Consider the following 23217-nt stretch of genomic DNA (forward strand, 5'->3'; position numbering starts at 1 on the left):
TGATCAGCCGTTACTGCGTCACCCCTCGGGCCGTCACCGGCGCGGCTCACGGACCGGTAACTCTGAAAACTCCGCCTGCGCTCGACGCCGCAGAAGACCTCACCCGTAAAGCGCGCGGGCCTCGGCAAAGGACAGCAGACGGCGGTTCTTCTCATCCCACAGGTGCAGGCGCGCGTTGGCGAGGCTTTCGCGGATGGTCATCCGGTTGCTGTTGGCCAGCTCATCATGGTCGCGCAGCACTTCGGTCAGGCGATAGAACGGGATGCGGCTGTACAAATGATGCACGTGGTGGATACCGATATTGGCGGTGAACCACTGCAACACGGACGGCAATATATAATGAGAGCTTCCGTGCAGCGCCGCTTCGTGCAACTGCCAGTCTTCATCGGCGTCCCAATGCGTGTCCTCGAACTGGTGTTGCACATAGAACAGCCATACCCCGGCGGTGGCGGCAATCAGGGTCGAGGGCAGGAAGATCAGTACCATCGGCATCAGCCCGCCAAAATAGTAGATGGCCACAAGCGCAACCAGAATGGCAAGATTGGTGGCCATCGCGCTGACCCAGAACCGGACGCTGTCGGTCAGGCCCAGTGGAAGGCGGTTCTGAAACAGGAACAGATAGCCGGGGCCAAAGACGAACAGGGTGATCGGGTTTCGATACACGCGATACCAGAACCGGTTCATCGGGGTTTTCGCCTGATATTCGGCCACGGTCAGGGTGTGGATATCACCCATCCCGCGCTTGCCCAGATTGCCGGAACTGTTGTGATGTGTGGAATGCGTGCGGCGCCAGACATCATAAGGTGTCAGCGTCAGAACTCCGATCGTGCGTCCAACCCAGTCGCTGACCGTGCGGTTCTTGAAGAACGCGCCGTGCCCGCAATCATGCTGGATGGCAAACAGGCGCAACAGAAAGGCCGCGTTGAGAACGGAAATCGCAAAAGCCAGCCAATAGCTGACCGACAGCGACATCCAGGACAAGGCCCAAAGCGCGAAGAAGGGGATGATACTGACGCCCAGTTCAAACGCGCTGCGCAGCTGATCGGGTTCGCGATATTTGGCAAGCGTTGTGACCCAGTCACGTGCAGCGGTAGTCTCCGGCTGTTTCCGGGTCGAGAGAGTGGTTTCAGTCATGCGCCTGCCAAGTTCTTGTTTGTGGCAATCCGGATAGACTACCGCCCGGTCATGGCAAGCGATAATTGCCAAAATCGCCATATTTCGTGCTCGATTTTCGGTCAGACCCCGGTGAAGGTGTCCTTTTGGGTTCACCCGCGGGGCCGGTCCCGGGGCTTTTGCCGGTCATGACAAGCGGCTGGCGATCTACAGTCTTGCCAAGCCCTGCCATCGGGCCTATACGCCTGCGGTGGCTTTTTGGCCGCGAGAATCAAAACCAAGAAATGCCGTGTTTGGCCCATCACGCTTCGGGGGTCATATCCGGCTTAGGAGAAGCGAAATGAAACTGAACGAATTGCGCGACAATCCTGGCGCCGCCCCAAAACGCACCCGCGTTGGCCGTGGTCCGGGTTCCGGCAAAGGTAAAATGGGTGGCCGTGGTATCAAAGGCCAGAAATCCCGCTCGGGTGTGGCCATCAATGGCTATGAAGGCGGTCAGATGCCCTTGTACCAGCGTCTGCCCAAGCGTGGCTTCAACAAGCCAAACCGCAAGGAATTCGCCGTCATCAATCTGGGCCTGATCCAGAAATTCGTCGAAGCCGGCAAGTTGGACGCCAAGGCTGCGATCACCGAAGACGCTCTGGTTGCGTCCGGTCTGGTCCGCCGCAAGCTGGACGGTATCCGCGTTCTGGCCAAAGGCGAGATCAGCGCCAAGGTTGATCTGGAAGTGACCGGTGCGTCGAAAGCTGCTGTCGAGGCAGTTGAAAAAGCGGGCGGTTCACTGAAAGTCACAAAAGCCGCTGCGGCAGAGTAAGCGCTTGTGAGCGGGCAAAGACCCGCTTACATAGACTTCAGAGTTTTCCAAGACGCCGTCCGAGCCGGAAAACGGTTCCGGGCGGCGTTTGCATAAGAGAGACCGACTTTATGGTATCAGCAGCAGAACAAATGGCAGCCAACACAAGCTGGGCTGCCCTTGGCAAGGCCACCGATCTGCGCAACCGCATCCTGTTCACGCTGGGTTTGCTGATCGTCTATCGTCTGGGCACCTTCATTCCGGTGCCGGGGATCGACGGAGCAGCATTGCGCGAGTTCATGGAACAAGCGGGGCAGGGCATCGGCGGCATGGTTTCGATGTTTACAGGCGGGGCGCTTGGCCGAATGGGCATCTTTGCCCTTGGCATCATGCCCTATATTTCGGCCTCGATCATCGTGCAGCTGCTGACATCGATGGTTCCCGCGCTCGAACAGCTCAAGAAAGAGGGCGAGCAGGGCCGCAAGAAGATCAACCAATACACCCGTTTCGGCACCGTGGCGCTGGCCACCGTTCAGGCCTATGGTCTGGCTGTGTCACTGGAATCGGGCGATCTGGCGACCGATCCGGGGCTGTATTTCCGCATGTCGACCATGATCACGCTGGTCGGCGGCACCATGTTCCTGATGTGGCTGGGTGAGCAGATCACCGCACGCGGCATCGGCAACGGTATCTCTCTGATCATTTTCGTCGGCATCATCGCCGAGGTCCCCGCCGCCCTGGCGCAGTTCTTCGCGTCGGGCCGTTCGGGCGCAATCAGCCCCGCCGTGATCGTTGGTGTGATCGTAATGGTGATCGCCGTGATCATGTTCGTGGTCTTCATGGAACGGGCGCTGCGAAAGATCCATATTCAGTACCCGCGCCGTCAGGCCGGGATGAAAATCTACGAAGGCGGCTCCAGCCACCTGCCGGTCAAGGTCAACCCCGCGGGCGTGATCCCGGCGATCTTTGCCAGCTCGCTGCTGCTGCTGCCGGTGACGATCTCGACCTTCTCGTCGGGCGCGGCAAACGGGCCGGTCATGTCGTGGCTGCTGGCCAATTTCGGCCCCGGACAGCCGCTGTATCTGCTGTTCTTCGCGTCGATGATCGTGTTCTTTGCGTATTTCTACACGTTCAACGTGTCGTTCAAACCGGATGATGTGGCGGACAACCTGAAAAAGCAGAACGGGTTCGTGCCCGGTATCCGCCCCGGCAAGAAAACCGCCGAGTATCTGGAATACGTGGTCAACCGCGTACTGGTGCTGGGGTCGGCCTATCTGGCTGCCGTCTGTCTGCTGCCTGAAATCCTGCGGGGCCAATTTGCCATCCCGTTCTATTTCGGCGGCACCTCGGTTCTGATTATCGTCTCCGTGACCATGGATACGATCCAGCAGGTTCAGAGCCATCTTCTGGCGCACCAATACGAAGGGCTTATCGAAAAGTCTCAACTGCGCGGCAAAAGCAAGAAACGCGGCAGGAAGGGACCCTCTCGTCGATGAATATCATTCTGTTGGGCCCCCCGGGGGCTGGGAAAGGAACGCAGGCGCGTCACTTGGTTGAAACACGCGGCATGGTACAGCTCAGCACGGGCGACATGCTGCGCGAAGCCAAGACCTCGGGCACCGAGATGGGCCGGAAGGTTGCGGCGATCATGGATGCGGGCAAGCTGGTCACCGATGAAATCGTGATCGGCCTGATCGAAGAGAAACTGACCACCGAAACAGGCGCCGGTTTCATCTTTGACGGCTTTCCCCGCACGCTGGCGCAGGCAGATGCTCTGGCCGCTTTGCTGGCCAAGCTGGGCCAGTCGCTGCACACCGTGATCGAGATGCGCGTCGATGACGACGCGCTGGTGGGCCGGATCACGGCGCGGTCAACCTGCGGCGGATGTGGTGAAGTCTACAACGACAACACCAAGCCGATCCCGGCGGATGGCAAATGCACCAATTGCGGCAAGGAAAATGACTTCCAGCGCCGCGCCGATGACAACGAAGACAGCCTGCGCACGCGCCTGATGGAGTACTATAAAAAGACCTCGCCGCTGATCGGTTATTACTACGCCAAGGGCGATCTGCGTCCGGTGAATGGGCTGGCGGATATCAAGGAAGTCACCGCGTCGATCGAGGCGATACTGGGTTAGTCCGCCGGGACTTCGTATGATTTATCGAAACGCAGCTGTGCCTCCTGAATTGGAGCCAAAGATTGATCTTTATAGAGATCTTTTGGAAGAGGGGCGCTGCCTTTTCATAAAGTCTACGAAGCGATGGTTCTTGCTTGGATTACCCATCGTTGCATTGTGGCTGTTCTTGGCAGAGTACATTTTGCAGCATATCAGCGTGTCTCTGTTTTACCTCCTTACTGTATTTGGTCTACCTGCTTTGATCACGTGGGATATCCGCCGTAAGCGGGATGCTTTGCAAAACCAGATTTTCGCTATTCAGTATGAGTTTCAACGAAAGGGATTGAGCATCGCTCACGATCCAGGGTCAAACATCAGCGTTGATAAGTGGTCTTAACTGCTCCAAAGTTCGCGATATCTAGGCTTTTGAGTTCTCTGTAATTACCTTCGAGATTGACGGTCCTCGTTTCGGACTTGACGCCAGCGCCAAAAGCCCATATCGACCCCCATCCCTAAAGGGAATCAAGACCGCATGCGGGATTCGTCCCAATTGCCCCGACCACCTCGAATAATACTGGACCCTCTGGCGTCACTGCCACGGTAAAGTGTTGTGAAAAAAGGTTCCGGAGTTACGGAACCGCAACAAAAAGGAAAGTGACACGTGGCACGTATTGCCGGCGTAAACATCCCGACTGCAAAGCGGGTTCCAATCGCCCTCACATATATCACCGGTATCGGCAACACCTCGGCCAACGCAATCTGCGAAGCCGTGGGCATTGAAGCGCACCGCCGCGTCAATGAACTGTCGGATGCCGAAGTTCTGGCCATCCGTGAACATATCGACGCCAACTACACCGTCGAAGGTGACCTGCGTCGCGAAGTTCAGATGAACGTCAAGCGTCTGATGGACCTGGGCTGCTATCGCGGTCTGCGTCACCGCCGCAACCTGCCGGTTCGCGGTCAGCGTACCCACACCAACGCTCGTACCCGCAAAGGCCCCGCAAAGGCCATTGCCGGTAAGAAGAAATAAGGGAGGGTCTGACCGATGGCACGCGATAAGACTCGCATCAAGCGCAAAGAGCGCAAGAACATCGCATCGGGCGTTGCCCATGTGAACTCGACCTTCAACAACACCAAGATCCTGATCTCGGACGTACAGGGCAACGCCATCTCGTGGTCGTCTGCCGGTACCATGGGCTTCAAGGGATCGCGGAAATCTACCCCGTATGCCGCGCAGATGGCTGCGGAAGACGCAGGCAAGAAAGCGCAGGAACATGGCGTCAAGACGCTGGAAGTCGAAGTTCAGGGCCCCGGTTCGGGTCGTGAATCGGCTCTGCGCGCGCTGGCTGCCGTGGGCTTCAACATCACGTCGATCCGCGACGTGACCCCGATTGCTCACAACGGCTGCCGTCCGCCGAAGCGTCGTCGCGTCTAAGCGATCTGGAATTAAGCTGGGGCTGTGTTTTTGCACGGCCCCAGCACGTCATTTTGAACCTCGGGCGTCTGCACCTTGTTGGTCATGGGGCGCGGGCAGGAATGGAGGGATTACATGATCCACAAGAATTGGGCAGAATTGATCAAGCCGACCCAGCTGGAAGCCAAGCCGGGCAACGACCCTGCGCGTCAGGCGACACTGGTTGCCGAACCGCTGGAACGTGGTTTTGGTCTGACCCTGGGCAACGCCCTGCGTCGCGTTTTGATGAGCTCGCTGCAAGGCGCGGCCATCACCAGCGTCCAGATCGACAACGTCCTGCACGAGTTCTCGAGCGTGGCGGGTGTGCGTGAAGATGTCACCGACATCATCCTGAACCTCAAGCAGGTTTCCCTGCGCATGGAAGTCGAAGGCCCCAAGCGCCTGTCGATCAATGCCAAAGGCCCGGCAATCGTTACGGCTGGTGACATCAGCGAAAGCGCAGGCATCGAGGTTCTGAACCGCGATCACGTCATCTGTCACCTGGACGACGGCGCCGACCTGTTCATGGAGCTGACCGTCAACACCGGCAAGGGTTACGTTTCGGCTGAAAAGAACAAGCCGGAAGATGCGCCCATCGGCCTGATCCCGATCGACGCGATCTATTCGCCGGTCAAGAAAGTCGCCTATGACGTGCAGCCGACCCGCGAAGGTCAGGTTCTGGACTATGACAAGCTGACCCTGAAGATCGACACCGACGGTTCGATCACCCCCGATGACGCACTGGCCTATGCCGCGCGCATCCTGCAGGATCAGCTGTCGATCTTCGTCAACTTCGACGAGCCGGAATCAGCAAACCGTCAGGACGAGGACGATGGTCTGGAGTTCAACCCGCTGCTGCTCAAGAAAGTGGACGAGCTGGAACTGTCGGTCCGTTCGGCAAACTGCCTGAAGAACGACAACATCGTCTATATCGGCGACCTGATCCAGAAGACCGAAGCCGAGATGCTGCGCACCCCGAACTTCGGCCGCAAGTCGCTGAACGAGATCAAGGAAGTGCTGTCCGGCATGGGTCTGCACCTCGGCATGGATGTCGAGGACTGGCCGCCCGACAACATCGAAGATCTGGCAAAGAAATTCGAAGACGCGTTCTAAGCATCTTCGGCTGCGGCGGCGGGGCCAACCTGCCGTCGCAGGTTTTGTACATTTCGGACCAATGGGGTCTGAAAGCCGGTACAAAACGTACAATCCGGGCAATCCCGCCCCAAGGTGAGCCTCTGACACGCATCGGAGGCCGGACAAAGCAAAACGCGAAAGAAGGAATTGAAAAATGCGTCACGCACGTGGTTACCGCCGCCTGAACCGTACTCATGAGCACCGCAAGGCTCTGTTTGCAAACATGGCTGGCTCGCTCATCGAACATGAGCAGATCAAGACAACTCTGCCCAAAGCAAAAGAACTGCGCCCGATCATCGAAAAACTGATCACCCTGGGCAAGCGCGGCGACCTGCACGCCCGCCGTCAGGCCGCAGCTCAGCTGAAAGAAGACAAAGACGTCGCCAAGCTGTTCGAAGTTCTGGGCCCCCGCTATGCTGAGCGTCAGGGCGGTTATGTCCGCATCCTGAAAGCCGGATTCCGCTATGGTGACATGGCTCCGATGGCGATCATCGAATTCGTCGATCGCGACATCGATGCCAAAGGCGCCGCGGACAAAGCCCGCGCTGCCGCCGAAGAGGCCGCAGCCGAAGAATAAGCACGACGGTCATCGACCTGATGCGCCTGCCCGAGCAATCGGGCGGGCTTTTTTGTGCCTCAGCTAACCAATTGCCTTCATTCGATTTGCGCCATAAGTTCAGGCTGTTATGGCAAGTGAACCCGCAGCAGGATACTCAGGCAAACCGCTCTGGTCGAAACTGGGTTTCAAACCCGGATATGCGGTCCGTACGCTCAACGCTCCTGCCCATTATCCCAACCTGACTGCAGGTGCCGACGGTGTTCTGTTCGACCCTGCAGCCGATCCTGCGGATGCGGTTCACATGTTCCTGAACCATCCGGACCAGATCGCCGAATTGGCCGCTGAGCAAATCGCCCACATACGGAGCGGAGGAATGCTGTGGGTCTCCTGGGCCAAGAAATCTTCGCCCCTGCACGCAGGTGTGACCGAGGATATGCTGCGCAGTGAAATCCTGCCGCTGGGCTGGGTCGACGTGAAGGTTTGCGCGATTGACGCCGATTGGTCCGGGCTCAAGTTCCTGCGCCGCCGAAGCTGAGCGCGCGGCTTGCATTTATTGCCTTTGCCCCGCATATCCCAAAGATAATCAAATCCGGAGCCCCCATGATCCGCGCATCCTTTATCTCTCTTATGCTTGTCATGGCCCTGCCAGCATTTGCCGAAACCCGCGTCCCGCAATCGCAGTCCGAAATCTCTCTGGGCTTTGCTCCGGTGGTCAAAAAGGCCTCGCCTGCGGTGGTGAATATCTACGCCAAGATCGTGCGGCAGGGGCGGGCCAGCCCGTTTTACTCGGACCCGTTCTTTCGGGATTTCTTTGGCGGCAGCCTGGGAACGCCGCAGCCGCGGGTTCAGAACTCGCTGGGCTCCGGGGTCATCCTGTCTGAAGATGGTTACGTTGTGTCCAACTACCATGTTGTAGGCTCGGCGACCGAGATCAGGGTCGTGACAACCGATCGGCGCGAGTTTTCTGCCACGGTCGTACTGGGGCACGAAGAAAGCGATATTGCGATCCTGCGTCTGGAAGAGGCGCAAGATCTGCCCTACCTGACCCTGCGCGATTCCGATCAGGTCGAGGTTGGCGAACTGGCCCTTGCCATCGGCAACCCGTTCGGGGTGGGGCAGACGGTGTCCTCTGGCATCATCTCGGGCTTGGCGCGTACAGGTACGGCGACGGGCAATGCGCGCGGGTATTTCATTCAGACAGATGCAGCGATCAATCCGGGGAATTCCGGCGGTGCGCTGATTGATGTGAACGGGGACCTTATCGGGATCAACACCTCTATTCTAACACGCTCGGGCGGGTCGAATGGCATCGGTTTTGCCATCCCCGCAAATCTTGTGGCCGAGTTTCTGAAACAGGCCCAGCAGGGCAATGACAGTTTTATCAGCCCCTGGGCAGGCATGACCGGTCAACATATGAGCGCGGATATTGCTGAATCCCTTGGTCTTGCCATCCCGCTGGGTGTTGTCATCTCGGACCTTCATGACCTTAGCCCGCTGCGCGAGGCGGGGCTTAAGGTGGGGGACGTCGTGACCCATGTGGACGGGGACGAAGTGAACTCGCCTGCCGAGATGAAGTTTCGCATGTCCGTAGCGGGGGTGGGGGGGACTTCGGTTCTGACACGGCTGCGCGGCACCCAGAGCGAAGAGGTTGAGGTGGCACTGATCAAAGCGCCGGAAACCCCCGCCGCTGAAAAGACGACATTGGATGAAGACACTGTCCTGCCGGGGCTGGTGGTGTCCCGCGTCAATCCTGCGGTGATCTCCGATATGGGCTTGCCACTGTCCCAGACAGGTGTCGTTGTTGTTGATCCCGGCCCCTATGGTGGACGCGCGGGTTTGCGATCGGGGGATATTCTTGAAAGCATCAATTCCAATGACATCGAACGTCCTGGGGATGTGGAGAATGCGCTGACAGATCCGGGTCGTCGTGTGCAGATGGGTCTTCTGCGCGGTGGCCGGTCAGTCTCATTGCGGTTCCGGCTGTAACCCGTGAGCGATCTGTTCGATACCGGGCCAACGGAACCCACCGCTGCGCCACACCGTCCCCTGGCGGACCGGTTGCGCCCGCAGTCACTGGCCGAGGTCATCGGTCAGGAACAGGTTCTTGGCCCGGATGCACCGCTGGGGGTCATGCTGGCGTCAGGCAGTCTGTCCAGCCTGATCTTCTGGGGGCCGCCCGGTGTCGGCAAGACGACGATCGCACGGTTGCTGGCGCAGGAAACCGATCTGCAATTCGTTCAGATCAGTGCGATTTTCACCGGTGTTCCGGATTTGAAGAAGGTTTTCGAAGCGGCCAAGATCAGGCGCCAGAACGGGCAGGGGACCTTGCTGTTCGTGGACGAGATACACCGCTTCAACAAGGCGCAACAGGACGGGTTTCTGCCGCATATGGAGGACGGCACGATCCTTCTGGTCGGGGCAACGACCGAGAACCCGTCCTTTGAGCTGAACGCCGCGGTTCTCAGCCGGTCGCAGGTTCTGGTGCTGGAACGGCTTGGCCTTTCCGATCTTGAACGCCTGACCCAGCGCGCCGAAAAAGAGCTGGACCGCGCGCTGCCGTTGACACCCGCAGCCCGCGATGCGTTGCAGGAAATGGCCGATGGTGACGGGCGGGCGTTGCTGAACCTGATCGAACAGGTCTCGGCCTGGAAGGTGGATGCGCCACTGGACACGGACGCGCTGTCGACGCGGCTGATGCGGCGGGCGGCGAAATATGACAAGTCGGGCGATGAACATTACAACCTGATTTCAGCCCTGCACAAATCGGTGCGCGGGTCCGACCCGGACGCGGCGCTGTACTGGTTTGCGCGAATGCTGACAGGGGGCGAAGACCCGCGCTATCTGGCGCGTCGGATCACACGGATGGCGGTCGAGGATATCGGTCTGGCCGACCCGCAGGCGCAGGCCATCTGCCTGCAATCCTGGGAAACGTATGAGCGGCTCGGCTCCCCCGAAGGTGAGCTGGCGCTGGCGCAGGCGCTGGTCTATCTGGCCCTGGCCCCGAAATCCAACGGTGCTTATGTCGGCTATAAGGCAGCGATGCGGCTGGCCAAGCAATCAGGCAGCGAGCCACCGCCCAAACATATCCTGAATGCCCCCACATCACTGATGAAGGATCAGGGATATGGTGCTGGCTATGCGTATGACCATGACGCCGAAGACGGGTTTTCCGGTCAGAACTATTTTCCCGAAACAATGAAACGCCCGGTTCTGTATCAACCGGTCGAGCGCGGGTTCGAGCGTGAACTGAAAAAGCGCCTCGATTACTTCGCCAAGCTTCGGACCCAGCGCAACAGCTAGGCTGGCTGGGAATGTATTGACCGCGCCGAGGAGTGGCGGGCGACGCTGAGCCCCCACGAACGCCAAACGTTCCTGTCTGATACCTTGACTCTTGCCGCGTTGCGCGCGAGAGACCCCCATGATTTCTGGGACACGGACAAAGACGCAATCCGGGCGGATCACCCGCGCGGCGCAAGGGGCAATGGCATGAGTGGCGTACAGATGATTACAGTCGCTGAAGGGGACGGCGATCAGCGTGTGGACCGCTGGTTGCGCCGCCTGTTCCCGCATGTCAGCCAGGGCCGCATCGAAAAGATGTGCCGCAAGGGAGAACTGCGTGTGGATGGTGGCCGGGCCAAGGCCTCGACCCGATTGGAGGTCGGGCAGGTGGTTCGTGTGCCGCCATTGCCGGGGCCTGATCACAAACCGGTTGAGGTCAAGCATCGTATCTCGGATGCGGATGCCAAGATGATCCAGTCCTGCGTGATCTACCGTGATGATCACATTCTGGCCCTGAACAAGCCGCAGGGCCTGCCGGTTCAGGGCGGCAGCGGGCAGACCCGACATGTCGACAGCCTGTCTGAGGCGTTGCGGTTTGGATATGACGAAAACCCGCGTCTGGTTCACCGCCTGGACAAGGACACGTCAGGTGTTCTGCTGCTGGCCCGCACGCGCGAAGCCGCGAAGGGGCTGACAGCCGCTTTCCGTCACCGCGATACACGCAAGATTTACTGGGCGCTGGTTGCAGGTGTTCCCACGCCATATCTGGGTGAAATCAAGACGGGTCTTGTGAAAGCAGCCGGTCATGGCGCCCACGGCGAGGGTGAAAAGATGATCCCCGTCCATATGAACGAGATCGACAGCACCCCCGGTGCGAAACGGGCACATACACATTATGCGACCCTCTACCGGGTGGCCGGGCGCGCCGCTTGGGTGGCGATGGAGCCAATCACGGGCCGCACCCACCAACTGCGCGCGCATATGGCAGCGATCGGGCATCCGATCATCGGCGACGGCAAATACGGTGGCTCGGGGCAGGAAAACCTGGGTGATGGCTGGGGCGCACAATTGGGTGGGATCATCAGCAAAAAGCTGCATCTGCACGCGCGGCGACTGTCATTCCTGCATCCGATCACGCGCAAACCTGTGACCGTGACAGCGCCCTTGCCAGAACATATGAAACACAGCTGGGACACCTTCGGCTGGACCGAGGATCTGGCCGCCGACGACCCGTTTGAGGCGCTGCAATGAGCGCACCCCTGCGGCTGGTTCTGTTTGATGTTGATGGCACTTTGGTCGACAGTCAGGGCAGTATCGTTCACGCCATGACCACCAGCTTTCAGGCGGCGTCGGTACCTGTACCGACGCGAGAGGTGATCCTGTCCATTGTCGGGCTGTCCCTGCCACATGCCATCGCACGATTGGTGCCGGACCAACCTTCCTCGGTACAGAACGATCTCGTTGAAGGGTACAAGGAAGCTTATCACGCGCACCGCTTGGATTTGGGCGCTGCCAGCTCTCCACTCTATCCCGGCGCGCGAGAGGCGATTGAAGCCTTGCACGCCGTACCCGAAGTGCTTCTTGGGGTGGCAACCGGCAAATCCCAGCGCGGGCTTGATGCGTTGATCGAAGTGCATGGGCTTGAGCGCTACTTCATCACCCGGCAGGTCGCCGACCACCATCCGTCGAAACCGCATCCTTCCATGGTGCAGGCCGCGTTGGCCGAGGCAGGTGTCGAATCCGACTGCGCGGTGATGGTCGGCGATACAAGCTATGACATGGACATGGCTGCCGCTGCCGGAGTGCGCGGCATCGGCGTGGCATGGGGGTACCATGATCGGTCTGCTTTGACCTCGGCCTTCTGCGTGATTGAGACCTTTGACCAGTTGCCCACTGCGCTGGCCGGGATATGGAACTGAAACATGAGTGACTGGAAACCGAAACGCTTCTGGAAAGAAAGCCGGATTACCGAGGTCGACGGCGGGTTTACGGTTGAACTGGATGGCCGCCGCGTCAAGACCCCTGCCAAAGCGGCGTTGATCCTGCCGACCCGCGCCATGGCCGAAGCGGTTGCGTCAGAATGGGATGCCCAGCAGAAAGAGGTAGATCCGTCGACGATGCCATGCACCCGTTCGGCGAATGCGGCAATCGACAAGGTTCGGTCCCAGCACGGGGAAGTTGCCGATATGCTTGCGGATTACGGCGATTCTGATCTGCTGTGCTATCGAGCGACACATCCAACAGAGTTGCAGGAACGTCAAAGCGCCGAATGGGATCCGGCACTGGACTGGGCCGAGGCTGCGCTGTCTGCTCGCTTGCAGCCGGTTATAGGTGTGTTGCACAAGCCGCAATCTGCCGCTGCCCTGTCGGCGCTGCGTGCTCGCGTCCATGCGCTGGATGCGTTTCAACTGGCGGCGTTCCACGATCTGGTCAGCTTGTCAGGGTCATTGATTCTCGGGTTTGCGGCGGCCATGGATTGGCGCGAACCGGCCGAAATATGGCGCATTTCGAGGCTGGACGAAACCTGGCAGATCGAACAATGGGGTCACGATGACGAGGCCCATGCGGTTGCCGAAACGAAGAAAGCCGCATTTCTGCATGCTAAACGCTTCTTTGATATGTCGGTTTGATCCTTATTTTCCGATTTTTGGCCAAATGTTCAAATTGGTTGGGGTCTGATCCATCGTTTTCGATGATCCGACCCTTGACGTTTGTTTATGAATACGCCCAAACTCAGTGCCACTAAAGGGGAGACACCTTTGGAGTAACCTATCCGGCATCCACTTGCCGGGCAGAGCCGCCTCTGATGGGGCGGGAAATCAGGAAGAGGTAAAAATGAAAAAATCCGTAATCTTGGGCGCGGCAACGATTGCCGGTCTTGCTGCTGGCGCAGCCGTGGCAGGGACCGTTGACGACGTTAAAGCGCGCGGCAAGCTGAACTGTGGTGTGACCACCGGTCTGGTTGGCTTTGCTGCTCCTGACGCCAATGGCGAATGGCAGGGCTTTGACGTATCTCTGTGCCGTGCCGTTGCTGCTGCTGTTCTGGGCGATGCAAGCGCGGTAGAATTCGTTCCGACCACCGGTAAGACACGTTTTACCGCTCTGGCCTCGGGCGAGATCGACATGCTGGCGCGGAACACCACCTGGACCTTCAGCCGCGACGTCGACCTGAAGTTCGAATTCACCGGTGTGAACTACTATGACGGTCAGGGCTTTATGGTTCCCAAGGCACTGGGCGTAAGCTCGGCCAAGGAACTGGACGGCGCAACCGTTTGTATCCAGACCGGCACCACAACCGAGCTGAACCTGGCGGACTTCTTCCGTTCGAACAACATCAGCTACGAACCGGTTCCGATCGAAACCAACGCCGAAGCACAGCAGCAGTACCTGGCTGGCGCATGTGACGTTTACACCACCGACGCTTCGGGTCTGGCGGCAACCCGCGCCACATTCGAAAACCCCGGTGATCACATCCTGCTGCCTGAAATCATCTCGAAAGAGCCGCTGGGCCCGCTGGTCCGTCACGGCGACCACGAGTGGGGCGACGTTGTGCGCTGGACTCTGAACGCGCTGATCTCGGCTGAAGAACTGGGCGTAACCTCGGCCAATATCGATGAACTGGCCGCTGGCACCGAAAACCCCGAAATCAACCGCCTGCTGGGTACCGAAGGCACCCTGGGCGAGATGCTGGGTCTGAACGCTGACTGGGCAGCCAAGGCGATCAAAGCCGGCGGCAACTATGGCGAAGTGTTTGCCAAGAACATCGGTGAAGAAACCCCGATTGGTCTGGCACGTGGCCTGAACGCACAGTGGACCGAAGGCGGCCTGCTGTATTCGCCGCCGTTCCGCTAATATCGACGGAGAAGGGCGCAGGGCAACCTGCGCCCTTTTTCCATCCATAAGAATCACGCCCGTACGGTTTTGAGCAGGGATCAACTCTGCCGACATATTTACGGGATGCACGGGGATATACATAGGTCATGACGACTCTCACTGACCCGCCGAAGGAGCAGTTCCGGCTGTCCATGCTCCTTTATGATACGCGGTACCGATCTGCGACCATTCAGGTCATTGCAATGATTGGTTTTATGCTTCTGGCAGCCTGGATCATTTCCAATACCATCCAAAACCTCGAAGCTCTTGGGAAACCGGTTGAGTTCGGCTTTTTCGCAGAACCGGCCAGTTACGATATCAACCAGCGCTTGCTTGAATACGATTCGCGCGACAGTCACTTGCGCGCGGCCTTTATCGGCTTGCTGAACACGCTGGTTGTGGCGGTTCTTGGTTGTATCACAGCAACGATAGTCGGTGTTTTGGTTGGTGTTCTGCGCCTGTCCAACAACTGGCTGGTTGCGCGTATCATGACCGTCTATGTCGAGATGTTCCGCAACGTACCTGTGCTGCTGTGGATCGTTCTGGCCATGGCCATTCTGATCGAAAGCCTGCCAGCACCAAGGGCGTTCCGCGGAGAAAACCCAGAAGCCACGATGAATCTGTTCGATACAGTCGCGGTGACCAATCGCGGGGTCTATATCCCGGAGTTCCTGTTCTCGCGCAGCCTAGGTGATATACACATCTTCGGTGCGTCGAGCCTGCGGTTCGATATCTCGCTGGACCTGATCGCCATTCTGATCGTGCTTGGTGGCAGCATCTTTGCGATGCGCAAGGTGTCCGCCTGGGCACAAGCCAAGCAAGAGGCATCCGGTGATCGTCCGACGATCTGGCACATCCAGCTGGGTATTCTGTTTGTGCCGATGATTGTCCTTCTCACCATCCTGGGGTTTCACCTTGGTTTCCCTGAGCTGAAAGGCTTCAACTTTACCGGCGGCACACATTTGCGTAACTCGTTGATCGCGCTGTGGCTGGCCTTGTCGCTTTACACGGCGGCCTTCATCGCCGAGATCGTTCGTGCGGGTATCTTGGCCATCTCAAAAGGCCAAACCGAAGCCGCATCGGCGCTGGGTCTGCGCCCGGGCCGGACCATGCGCCTTGTGATCCTGCCGCAGGCATTGCGGGTGATCATTCCGCCCATGATCTCGAACTATCTGAACCTGACCAAGAACTCGTCACTGGCGATCGCGGTCGGATATATGGACATCACGGGGACCCTTGGCGGCATCACCATGAACCAGACCGGTCGCGAGCTGGAATGTGTTCTGCTGTTGATGCTGGTCTATCTGTCCATCTCGCTGAGCATCTCAGGGGTGATGAACTGGTACAACAACCGTGTAAAACTGGTGGAGCGGTAATATGAGTGATGTTTCATTTGTCCGCACGGAAATGCTGCCCGAGCAGGCACCGCCTGCTTCCGAGGTCGGTGCGCTGGGATGGGTCAAGCACAACCTGTTCTCAAGTTGGTTTAACACGATCCTGACGGTGGTTTCGCTTTATGCGATCTACTACGTGCTGTCAGGTGTTCTGCCATGGATTTTCCAGTCCGTGTGGAATGCCGACTCTCTCAACGAGTGCCGCGAGATCATGATGGCCACCTGGGGGTCGACCCATGGGCACGCCTGCTGGGCGGTTATCAATGACCGTTGGTTACAGTTGCTGTTCGGCTTCTATCCAAGCCATCTGTACTGGAGACCGATCCTAGCGCTGGTTCTGTTGCTGGTCGCATTGGCGCCGGTTCTGTATTCGGACCGCGTCCCAACCAAGATGCTGATCTTCACGGCAATCTACCCGTTCCTGATGCCGTTCCTGATGTGGGGCGGAACCATCTGGGGGCCAATCTCGGCCGCGCTTGGGTTTGTCGTCGGTTGGTTTGCGTATTCGGTTCTCAGCAAACAGGTGAGTGAACTGGTGGGTATGATCGGTGCGGTCGTTGCCGCAGTGATCTGGTGGCTGGTGCTATCCAGCTATTTCACGGGCGCGATGGACTCGGTTCTGCCGATTGGCATCGAAGCTGTTGAAAGCCGTCAGTTCGGTGGTTTCATGCTGGCGATCCTGCTGGGCGTTGTGGCCATTGGTGTCTCACTTCCGATCGGTATCGTTCTGGCGCTGGGGCGTCAGTCGGACCTGCTGATCGTCAAATACCTGTGCGTGGGCTTTATCGAGTTCATTCGCGGTGTGCCGCTGATCACCTTGTTGTTCGTGGCGTCGCTGCTTCTGAACCTGTTCCTGCCACCGGGCACCAACTTTGACATCATCCTGCGGGTGATGATCATGATGACCCTGTTCTCGGCGGCTTACATGGCCGAGGTGATCCGGGGTGGTCTGGCTGCCCTGCCACGAGGACAGTACGAAGGCGCCGACAGTCTGGGCCTGAACTACTGGCAGGCGCAAAGGCTGATCATCATGCCGCAAGCCCTGAAAATCTCAATTCCGGGCATCGTGAGCACATTCATCGGGATCTTCAAGGATACGACGCTGGTGTCGATTATCGGGTTGTTCGACGTGATCGGATTGGCATCTGCTATCCGCGCCGACACAGCCTGGAACGGCATCTATTGGGAACTGTTCGCGTTCATCGCGTTCCTGTTCTTCATCGTCTGCTTCTCTATGTCCCGTTATTCCATGTATCTGGAGCGCAAGCTTCAGACTGGCCACCGTTAAGGAGTTCAACACATGTCTGAACTTGCAATTGACCGCGAAATCGACCGTTCCAAAATGCAGGTGAGCGACGAGGTCGCCATCGAAATCACCAACATGAACAAGTGGTACGGTTCCTTTCACGTGCTGCGCGACATCAATCTGACCGTCAATCAGGGCGAGCGGATTGTTATTGCGGGTCCGTCCGGGTCAGGGAAATCCACCCTGATCCGCTGCCTGAACGCGCTGGAGGAACACCAGCAGGGCACGATCATCGTGGATGGGACCGAGCTGTCGAATGACCTCAAGAACATCGACAAGATCCGGTCCGAGGTTGGCATGGTGTTCCAGCACTTCAACCTGTTCCCGCACCTGACCATTTTGGAGAACTGCACGCTGGCCCCGATCTGGGTGCGCAAGACGCCCAAGAAAGAGGCCGAAGAGCGCGCGATGCATTTCCTTGAAAAGGTGAAAATTCCCGAGCAGGCCGACAAGTATCCTGGTCAGCTTTCGGGTGGTCAGCAGCAGCGTGTGGCAATTGCCCGCTCGCTGTGCATGATGCCGCGGATCATGTTGTTCGATGAACCGACATCGGCGTTGGACCCCGAGATGATCAAAGAGGTGCTCGACACCATGATCGAGCTGGCCGAGGAAGGCATGACCATGCTGTGCGTGACGCACGAGATGGGCTTTGCCCGTCAGGTTGCCAACCGTGTGATCTTTATGGATGCGGGCCAGATCGTGGAACAGAACGAACCGGAAGAGTTCTTCAATAATCCGCAAAGCGAGCGGACCAAACTGTTCCTCAGCCAGATTCTGGGACACTGAACGGCTCAAGATGGTGGAAAGGCGGGGTTTTGCCCCGCCTTTTTCTATTCCAGCAACTCTCGCGCGGTGGTGAAGCCCAGCACGGTGCCCATATGCCAGCGCACGTCCGACCAGCTGTCGGCGTTGAATGTCATCACAATGGTTGCACAAGTTGGATAATCGAAAAAGCGCATGTGATCCGGTGGCCGTTGCACAAGGCGGTTGGCGAATTCGGCGATTCCGGGGTTATGGCCCAGCATCAAAACAGTCGGTTCCGTGGCACCTGCTAACTCGCGCAACATGTCTTCGGCGTCGGCGTGGTAGAGCACATTGTGAAAGCGGACCTTATCGGCCGTTAACCCCATCCGGTCCCATGTCTCGCGAGTGCGGGTTGACGTCGAGCTTAGCACTTCATCCGGCAGCCAGTCGTTATCGCGCAGCCATGCACCAATGGCCGGGGCTGACCTGCGCCCACGCTTGCTCAGGGGGCGTTCATGATCGCCAAGTCCTGGGTTATCCCAGCTGGATTTGGCGTGACGCGTCAGGATCAGAGTGCGGGTCATGATGGGTGAAAAGCCCTCATATGATGGGCTGATTGTCCGGGGTCGCGCCCTGCGCCCGCGCTGAGCGGGCAGGCGAGGCGGGCCAGACAGCCGCCTGTCATGCAGGTTTGACCCTCAGTGGTTTCAAGATGGTCGTGGCAGGCTGCAAGGTCATAGAAGTTTTGCGCGTTCAGCGCGCCGACAGGGCAGGCCGTCGTGCACGGAGCGGCGCAGGTGTTACAGGGGGAAACGCCGGGTGTTTCTGGGATGGCAAACTCATGGGCGAAATGCAGTGCGCCGCGATATGAGATCATCATACCGACCGTGTCATGTACCAAAGCCCCCACCGGGCTGCTGAAGGTGCGTCCCGATTTCAGGGCCCAGTCGATGAAAGGCGCATAGGGCGGACCACCAAAGGGGAAATAGGCCTGTGCACCGAACGCATGTGCCATCTGGCCGACGATTCTGGTTGACCAGCGGTCTACTGGATCAGGCCCCCGCCATTCGGGCGAGGCTTTCAGAGCAGACCAGAAATCAGAGCCTGCGCCCAGCAAGATCAACGTGCCAGTGTCAAGTTGCCGGGCCGCCACGCGATGAGGATGCAGCGCACCCATGACAATCAACCCCGCCTGACGCGCCGCGTGTTCTACGCGGCCATAGGTTGCCGCATCCGGAACTGAGGAAGGTTGCGCAAGGTCTGTCATCTTCCCTCGGCTGTTGCTGCGATCAGTCTGGCCGTATCAGCGACCCGGCGCCATGTTCCGTGAACAGTTCAAGCAGAACCGCATTTGGCGCGCGCCCGTCAAGTATCACGACGGCCCGAACGCCGCTGTGCAGGGCATCGAGGGCCGTTTCGGTCTTGGGGATCATACCGCCCGCGATGGTGCCTTCGCGGGTCATCTCGCGGATCTGGCCGGCTTTCAGCTCGGTCACCACGTCACCAGCCGCGTTCTTGACGCCCGAGACATCAGTCAGCAGCAGAAGGCGGTCAGCTTTCAATGCCGAGGCAATCGCCCCGGCAGCCGTATCGCCGTTCACGTTGAACGTTTCACCCTCACGTCCCGCGCCCAGAGGGGCGATGACCGGGATCACATCATGTGAGAACAGATCATGCAGGATTTTCGGGTTCATCTCGGACGGGGTGCCGACATAACCCAGAGACGCATCCGTCTGGTCGCAGATCATCAGGTTTGCATCCTTGCCCGACAGACCCACAGCCGAACCGCCCTGTCCATTGATAGCCTGAACGATGCGCTTGTTCACCAGGCCAGACAGAACCATCTCGACAACTTCGACGGTTGCCGTGTCGGTCACGCGCTTGCCGTTCACAAAGTCGGACTGGATATCAAGCTTGTTCAGCATTGCGTTGATCATTGGACCACCACCATGCACAACAACCGGGTTCACGCCGACCTGCCGCATCAAGACGACATCGCGCGCAAAGCTCTCCATAGCCTCGTCACTGCCCATGGCATGCCCGCCCAGCTTGATGACGACGATGGCCCCATCATAGCGTTGCAGATAGGGCAATGCGCTGTTCAGGGTTGCTGCGGTGGCGATCCAATCCCGGTTCATGTCACGTGTCTTCATTGCTAAGGTCCCTCTGACCGTCCGTGTTAGGGCCTTTGCACCGCGCTGCCAAGGGCGAAGCTATTCCAGATGTGCAATGATCGAGCGCAGAGTCGGAATCCCGTCGCCTTTTTCGGACGAAGTCAGGACGATTTCCGGGAATGCGGCGGGATGTTTGGACAAAGCCGCACGGGTTTGTTCCAGAACCTTCTCGCGCTCGTTGGCCTTGACCTTGTCGGCCTTGGTGAGAACGCATTGAAAGGTCACGGCACTGGTATCCAGCAACTTCATGATTTCAGCGTCGACCGGTTTAACCCCGTGGCGCGCATCGATCAGGACAAAGGCACGGCGCAGTGTCTGACGGCCGCTCAGGTATTGCTTGAGAAGCTTCTGCCATTTTTCCACCACGTTAACCGGTGCATTGGCATACCCATAGCCCGGCAGGTCGACCAGATAGAGGTCCGGGCCTTGCGTGAAAAAGTTGATTTCTTGCGTGCGGCCCGGTGTGTTCGAGGCACGCGCCAGACCCTTTGTTCCGGTTAGCGCATTTATCAGGCTGGATTTGCCGACATTCGAGCGACCGGCAAAACAAACCTCCAGACGGTCAGGGGCGGGCAGGCCCGTCATGGCGACCACGCCTTTGACAAATTCAGACGGGCCGGCAAACAGCTTGCGACCGCGTTCTTTGGCGAAGTCATCCGGCTCTTCGGCCAGCGGAAACGGAAGCGTGGTCATAGCACCTCCAGCGTATCATTCAGGCAGATTTCACCACCCTGAATTACTTCTGCATAGACACCGAAATCCTGATGATCCCAGCTGTTCAGCGCGCCCAGAGTATCCGCGTCGCGTTCGCCGGTTTCCGGATTTGCAGTGGTGGCCAGACAGCGAATGATACGCTCGCGCACCCGGAGCACGGTTTCGCCAATGCGAAGGTTACGGCCCAGCCAGTCGAATTCATTCCACTCAGGCAGGCCTTCGAACCAGATGTTCCCGCGCCATCGCGCCGCAGACAAAGACTGGCCCAGCTTTTGTTCAACAGCGCGATGAGACGCCATGTTGCACAGGCTGATTGACGGGAAATCGGTATCGGTCATGCCGCGCCCGGGCACCCGGACAATTCGGGCGGACGCAGCGCGATCCGTGGGCATAAGCGGTTTTACCCAGTCCAGGAAAACCGATTCTTCTGTGTCAGGATGAAAGCTCAGATTCGGGCGGTCCGGGTGGTGCAACGTGACCTGCTCGCTGTCCAGTTTCGCCCAAATCGCCATAAGCTTGGGGGCTTTTGAACCGCGACTGAAATTCACACACGGGGCCCATTCCGTTCCGTCGGTCTTGGCCGCTTCATGGGCAACGGCCCAAACGCGATCCCCGGGCATGGTCTGCCCGGGGTTGAGGGTAATCTGGCTCAGGGCTTCACGCCCATGGCTTTTGATCGGGTGACGCCAAAGGCCTGAAACTGTTCCGCTCATTTCTTGTCCGTGTTCGGCAATCGCTTAAATCCGGATTTGATGTTTCCGAACACGTCCGGCGTATAGCCCTGACTGCGCATGATCAGATACTGTTGGGTAAAGGTGATCGTGTTGTTCGCAATCCAGTACACGACCAGACCGCTGGCAAAACCGCCCAGCATGAACATGAAGACCCACGGCATCCACGCGAAGATCATCGCTTGTGTGGCATCGGTTGGTGCCGGGTTCAATTTCTGTTGCAGCCACATCGAGATTCCCAGCAGCAGCGGCAGAATGCCGATAAAGATCAGCGCCATCAGGGTGTCCGGTTGCGGGCCAGCCCAGGGCAGCAAGCCAAAGAGGTTCATGATCGAGGTCGGGTCAGGTGCGCTCAGGTCCCTGAACGGGCCAAACCACGGCGCCTGACGCAGTTCGATTGTGACGAAGATCACCTTGTACAGTGAAAAGAAGATTGGGATCTGCAACAGGATCGGCAAACAACCGGCAGCGGGGTTCACCTTTTCCTTCTTGTACAGCTCCATCATGCCCTGCTGCATCTTTTGGCGGTCGTCGCCTGCAGCTTCCTTCAGAGCTTCCATCTGCGGTTGCAGTTCCTTCATCTTCGCCATCGAGACGTAGGACTTGAAGGCCAGCGGGAACAGGATTGCCTTGATGATCAGTGTCAGGCCGATAATGGACCAACCCATATTGCCGATCAGCGCATGAATGTTGTGTAGCAGCCAGAAAATTGGCTTGGTCAGGAAGAAGAACCAGCCCCAGTCGATGCTGTCGATGAATTTCTGCACACCGTCAGCCTGGTATTCGCGGATGGTCTCCCACTCTTTTGCGCCGGCAAACAGCTGGGTTGTCACCTGCTCGGTCGCACCCGGTGCTACAGTCAGCGTCGGCAACACCGTTTCTGTCTGGTAAATCTTACGACGCGAGTCGTATTTGGCTGCCGCCTTGAACGCAGAACCGGGTTCCGGAATCAGGGTGGTCATCCAGAAGTGATCGGTGAAACCGATCCAGCCGTTGTCCTTGACCTGGTATACCTCGGCCTGCGCGCGCTCGTCCGGATCGATATCAAAATCACGAACGTCGCCATAATCCACTTCGGTCAAAGTGCCATCGGCCATACCGATCACACCCTCGTGCAGAATGAAGAAGTTTTTCAGGCCGGGCAGGTCCCCGTCTTCGCCGATGCCGTGGCGCGCAAGAATGCCGTAAGGGGCCAATCCAACTTCAGTTCCGGTAGCGTTTTCGACAGATTGCGTTACCGTGAACATGTAGTTGTCGTCCACCGCGATGGTGCGGCGGAACGTCAGTCCGTTGCCGTTTTCCCAGACCAATGTCACAGGTGTGTCAACACCCAGGGTTCCGCCCTGCTCAAGCGCCCAAATCGTATTTGGTCCGGGAACATCGGTACCGGTCAGGCCCGCGCCAGGGGCCCAGCCATAGAGGGCGTAATAGGCGGATTGCGATCCGACTGGCGACAGCAACTCGACAATCGGAGAATTCTCGGCCAGCGAGACCTTGTAATCTTTCAAAGACAGCTCGTCGATCCGACCGCCAGCAAGGGACAGGCTGCCGGTCAGGCGGGGCGTGTCGATATTGATGCGGGGCGCCTCGGCATCGGGTTCAGCTTCGGTGGCGGCCGCAGTTGCCTCTCCGACAGTGCTGGTGTCCGCTGCGCTGGGCGTCTGAACCTCACTGCCTTCGACGCTGGTTATTTCAGCCTGATCCGGCGTTGTCGTCTGTTCCGGAGGGGGGAACAGCACGAACCAGACCAGGATCACGAGAAAGCTGAGCGCGGTTGCGAGGATGAGGTTCTTGTTCTGATCGTCCATCGGGGACAGCCACCTTGAGCAGTGAA

General features: G+C 58.5%; 24 protein-coding genes. 17 read left to right on the plus strand and 7 right to left on the minus strand.

The annotated features are described in order from the left end of the window. Positions 1 to 99: 99 nt before the first annotated feature. Complete coding sequence (locus ACR0CE_RS18130) at positions 100 to 1134, minus strand: fatty acid desaturase (protein WP_480833376.1); 1035 nt, start codon at positions 1132 to 1134, stop codon at positions 100 to 102. A gap of 319 nt (positions 1135 to 1453) precedes the next feature. On the opposite strand from ACR0CE_RS18130, the gene rplO reads away from it, so the two are divergent. The 17 genes from rplO to ACR0CE_RS18215 all read left to right on the plus strand — a co-directional run bounded on the left by rplO (position 1454) and on the right by ACR0CE_RS18215 (position 17806). Beyond that, complete coding sequence (gene rplO, locus ACR0CE_RS18135) at positions 1454 to 1927, plus strand: 50S ribosomal protein L15 (RefSeq protein ID WP_480496037.1); 474 nt, start codon at positions 1454 to 1456, stop codon at positions 1925 to 1927. Between the two features lie 110 nt (positions 1928 to 2037). Continuing rightward, positions 2038 to 3402 (plus strand): preprotein translocase subunit SecY, encoded by a 1365-nt coding sequence (gene secY / locus ACR0CE_RS18140; protein ID WP_480508517.1) that lies wholly within the window; start codon positions 2038 to 2040, stop codon positions 3400 to 3402. Then, complete coding sequence (locus tag ACR0CE_RS18145) at positions 3399 to 4043, plus strand: adenylate kinase (RefSeq protein WP_267363761.1); 645 nt, start codon at positions 3399 to 3401, stop codon at positions 4041 to 4043. Before secY ends, ACR0CE_RS18145 begins: the two co-directional genes overlap by 4 nt. 640 nt (positions 4044 to 4683) lie before the next feature. Then, entirely contained in the window at positions 4684 to 5052 is a 369-nt protein-coding gene (gene rpsM, locus ACR0CE_RS18150; RefSeq protein WP_209505862.1) for a 30S ribosomal protein S13, read from the plus strand. A 15-nt stretch (positions 5053 to 5067) separates the two neighbouring features. Next, complete coding sequence (rpsK, locus tag ACR0CE_RS18155) at positions 5068 to 5457, plus strand: 30S ribosomal protein S11 (protein ID WP_170462414.1); 390 nt, start codon at positions 5068 to 5070, stop codon at positions 5455 to 5457. 114 nt (positions 5458 to 5571) lie between these two features. Further along, a complete protein-coding gene (locus ACR0CE_RS18160) occupies positions 5572 to 6588 on the plus strand; it encodes a DNA-directed RNA polymerase subunit alpha (RefSeq protein WP_480484769.1) in 1017 nt (338 codons plus the stop codon). Positions 6589 to 6763: 175 nt separating this feature from the next. After that, positions 6764 to 7186, plus strand: a complete 423-nt coding sequence (gene rplQ / locus ACR0CE_RS18165; protein ID WP_480474043.1) for a 50S ribosomal protein L17 — start codon at positions 6764 to 6766, stop codon at positions 7184 to 7186. A gap of 109 nt (positions 7187 to 7295) precedes the next feature. Beyond that, positions 7296 to 7703, plus strand: a complete 408-nt coding sequence (locus tag ACR0CE_RS18170; protein ID WP_480487313.1) for a hypothetical protein — start codon at positions 7296 to 7298, stop codon at positions 7701 to 7703. Positions 7704 to 7768: 65 nt separating this feature from the next. Continuing rightward, positions 7769 to 9154 (plus strand): trypsin-like peptidase domain-containing protein, encoded by a 1386-nt coding sequence (locus tag ACR0CE_RS18175; protein WP_480484767.1) that lies wholly within the window; start codon positions 7769 to 7771, stop codon positions 9152 to 9154. Between the two features lie 3 nt (positions 9155 to 9157). After that, entirely contained in the window at positions 9158 to 10468 is a 1311-nt protein-coding gene (locus ACR0CE_RS18180; protein ID WP_480484766.1) for a replication-associated recombination protein A, read from the plus strand. 186 nt (positions 10469 to 10654) lie between these two features. Continuing rightward, positions 10655 to 11698, plus strand: coding sequence for an RluA family pseudouridine synthase (locus tag ACR0CE_RS18185; protein WP_480833377.1), 1044 nt, complete (start codon positions 10655 to 10657; stop codon positions 11696 to 11698). Beyond that, positions 11695 to 12366, plus strand: a complete 672-nt coding sequence (locus ACR0CE_RS18190; protein ID WP_480833378.1) for an HAD-IA family hydrolase — start codon at positions 11695 to 11697, stop codon at positions 12364 to 12366. Before ACR0CE_RS18185 ends, ACR0CE_RS18190 begins: the two co-directional genes overlap by 4 nt. Before the next feature lie 3 nt (positions 12367 to 12369). Next, the gene (locus ACR0CE_RS18195; RefSeq protein WP_480484764.1) at positions 12370 to 13077 is read left to right on the plus strand and encodes an ATP12 family chaperone protein; all 708 of its coding nucleotides are present in this window, start codon (positions 12370 to 12372) and stop codon (positions 13075 to 13077) included. 205 nt (positions 13078 to 13282) lie between these two features. After that, the gene (locus ACR0CE_RS18200; RefSeq protein ID WP_480474036.1) at positions 13283 to 14299 is read left to right on the plus strand and encodes an amino acid ABC transporter substrate-binding protein; all 1017 of its coding nucleotides are present in this window, start codon (positions 13283 to 13285) and stop codon (positions 14297 to 14299) included. 128 nt (positions 14300 to 14427) lie between these two features. After that, positions 14428 to 15696, plus strand: coding sequence for an amino acid ABC transporter permease (locus ACR0CE_RS18205; protein ID WP_480833379.1), 1269 nt, complete (start codon positions 14428 to 14430; stop codon positions 15694 to 15696). A gap of 1 nt (position 15697) precedes the next feature. Continuing rightward, a complete protein-coding gene (locus tag ACR0CE_RS18210) occupies positions 15698 to 17002 on the plus strand; it encodes an amino acid ABC transporter permease (RefSeq protein ID WP_480547313.1) in 1305 nt (434 codons plus the stop codon). A gap of 12 nt (positions 17003 to 17014) precedes the next feature. Next, positions 17015 to 17806: an amino acid ABC transporter ATP-binding protein gene (locus tag ACR0CE_RS18215; RefSeq protein WP_480484762.1), complete on the plus strand. Its 792-nt coding sequence runs from the start codon at positions 17015 to 17017 to the stop codon at positions 17804 to 17806. A gap of 44 nt (positions 17807 to 17850) precedes the next feature. Here ACR0CE_RS18215 and ACR0CE_RS18220 read toward each other — a convergent pair whose 3' ends face one another. The 6 genes from ACR0CE_RS18220 to yidC are packed head-to-tail and all read right to left on the minus strand — an operon-like array spanning position 17851 to position 23191. Continuing rightward, on the minus strand, positions 17851 to 18348 hold the full coding sequence (locus ACR0CE_RS18220; RefSeq protein WP_480833380.1) for a SixA phosphatase family protein: 498 nt from the start codon (positions 18346 to 18348) through the stop codon (positions 17851 to 17853). Further along, positions 18345 to 19031 carry a ferredoxin gene (locus tag ACR0CE_RS18225; protein WP_480833381.1) on the minus strand — a complete coding sequence of 229 codons (687 nt, stop codon included), beginning with the start codon at positions 19029 to 19031 and terminating at the stop codon, positions 18345 to 18347. Before ACR0CE_RS18225 ends, ACR0CE_RS18220 begins: the two co-directional genes overlap by 4 nt. Positions 19032 to 19053: 22 nt before the next feature. Continuing rightward, the gene (gene argB, locus ACR0CE_RS18230) at positions 19054 to 19917 is read right to left on the minus strand and encodes an acetylglutamate kinase (protein WP_267363778.1); all 864 of its coding nucleotides are present in this window, start codon (positions 19915 to 19917) and stop codon (positions 19054 to 19056) included. Between the two features lie 60 nt (positions 19918 to 19977). After that, complete coding sequence (yihA, locus tag ACR0CE_RS18235) at positions 19978 to 20631, minus strand: ribosome biogenesis GTP-binding protein YihA/YsxC (protein ID WP_480547311.1); 654 nt, start codon at positions 20629 to 20631, stop codon at positions 19978 to 19980. Then, positions 20628 to 21365: an MOSC domain-containing protein gene (locus ACR0CE_RS18240; protein WP_480833382.1), complete on the minus strand. Its 738-nt coding sequence runs from the start codon at positions 21363 to 21365 to the stop codon at positions 20628 to 20630. Before ACR0CE_RS18240 ends, yihA begins: the two co-directional genes overlap by 4 nt. Next, positions 21362 to 23191: a membrane protein insertase YidC gene (yidC, locus tag ACR0CE_RS18245; RefSeq protein WP_480833383.1), complete on the minus strand. Its 1830-nt coding sequence runs from the start codon at positions 23189 to 23191 to the stop codon at positions 21362 to 21364. The genes ACR0CE_RS18240 and yidC overlap by 4 nt, the downstream gene beginning before the upstream one ends. Positions 23192 to 23217 lie beyond the last annotated feature (26 nt).

This window comes from Ruegeria sp. L11, from assembly GCF_056531755.1.

What these genes read in the sequence shown, in the direction of transcription:
- ACR0CE_RS18130 (WP_480833376.1), bottom strand. Translation starts at nt 1,134, where the DNA reads ATGACTGAAACCACTCTCTCGACCCGGAAACAGCCGGAGACTACCGCT.
- rplO (WP_480496037.1), top strand. Translation starts at nt 1,454, where the DNA reads ATGAAACTGAACGAATTGCGCGACAATCCTGGCGCCGCCCCAAAACGC.
- secY (WP_480508517.1), top strand. Translation starts at nt 2,038, where the DNA reads ATGGTATCAGCAGCAGAACAAATGGCAGCCAACACAAGCTGGGCTGCC.
- ACR0CE_RS18145 (WP_267363761.1), top strand. Translation starts at nt 3,399, where the DNA reads ATGAATATCATTCTGTTGGGCCCCCCGGGGGCTGGGAAAGGAACGCAG.
- rpsK (WP_170462414.1), top strand. Translation starts at nt 5,068, where the DNA reads ATGGCACGCGATAAGACTCGCATCAAGCGCAAAGAGCGCAAGAACATC.
- ACR0CE_RS18160 (WP_480484769.1), top strand. Translation starts at nt 5,572, where the DNA reads ATGATCCACAAGAATTGGGCAGAATTGATCAAGCCGACCCAGCTGGAA.
- rplQ (WP_480474043.1), top strand. Translation starts at nt 6,764, where the DNA reads ATGCGTCACGCACGTGGTTACCGCCGCCTGAACCGTACTCATGAGCAC.
- ACR0CE_RS18170 (WP_480487313.1), top strand. Translation starts at nt 7,296, where the DNA reads ATGGCAAGTGAACCCGCAGCAGGATACTCAGGCAAACCGCTCTGGTCG.
- ACR0CE_RS18175 (WP_480484767.1), top strand. Translation starts at nt 7,769, where the DNA reads ATGATCCGCGCATCCTTTATCTCTCTTATGCTTGTCATGGCCCTGCCA.
- ACR0CE_RS18185 (WP_480833377.1), top strand. Translation starts at nt 10,655, where the DNA reads ATGAGTGGCGTACAGATGATTACAGTCGCTGAAGGGGACGGCGATCAG.
- ACR0CE_RS18190 (WP_480833378.1), top strand. Translation starts at nt 11,695, where the DNA reads ATGAGCGCACCCCTGCGGCTGGTTCTGTTTGATGTTGATGGCACTTTG.
- ACR0CE_RS18195 (WP_480484764.1), top strand. Translation starts at nt 12,370, where the DNA reads ATGAGTGACTGGAAACCGAAACGCTTCTGGAAAGAAAGCCGGATTACC.
- ACR0CE_RS18200 (WP_480474036.1), top strand. Translation starts at nt 13,283, where the DNA reads ATGAAAAAATCCGTAATCTTGGGCGCGGCAACGATTGCCGGTCTTGCT.
- ACR0CE_RS18205 (WP_480833379.1), top strand. Translation starts at nt 14,428, where the DNA reads ATGACGACTCTCACTGACCCGCCGAAGGAGCAGTTCCGGCTGTCCATG.
- ACR0CE_RS18210 (WP_480547313.1), top strand. Translation starts at nt 15,698, where the DNA reads ATGAGTGATGTTTCATTTGTCCGCACGGAAATGCTGCCCGAGCAGGCA.
- ACR0CE_RS18215 (WP_480484762.1), top strand. Translation starts at nt 17,015, where the DNA reads ATGTCTGAACTTGCAATTGACCGCGAAATCGACCGTTCCAAAATGCAG.
- ACR0CE_RS18220 (WP_480833380.1), bottom strand. Translation starts at nt 18,348, where the DNA reads ATGACCCGCACTCTGATCCTGACGCGTCACGCCAAATCCAGCTGGGAT.
- ACR0CE_RS18225 (WP_480833381.1), bottom strand. Translation starts at nt 19,031, where the DNA reads ATGACAGACCTTGCGCAACCTTCCTCAGTTCCGGATGCGGCAACCTAT.
- argB (WP_267363778.1), bottom strand. Translation starts at nt 19,917, where the DNA reads ATGAAGACACGTGACATGAACCGGGATTGGATCGCCACCGCAGCAACC.
- yihA (WP_480547311.1), bottom strand. Translation starts at nt 20,631, where the DNA reads ATGACCACGCTTCCGTTTCCGCTGGCCGAAGAGCCGGATGACTTCGCC.
- ACR0CE_RS18240 (WP_480833382.1), bottom strand. Translation starts at nt 21,365, where the DNA reads ATGAGCGGAACAGTTTCAGGCCTTTGGCGTCACCCGATCAAAAGCCAT.
- yidC (WP_480833383.1), bottom strand. Translation starts at nt 23,191, where the DNA reads ATGGACGATCAGAACAAGAACCTCATCCTCGCAACCGCGCTCAGCTTT.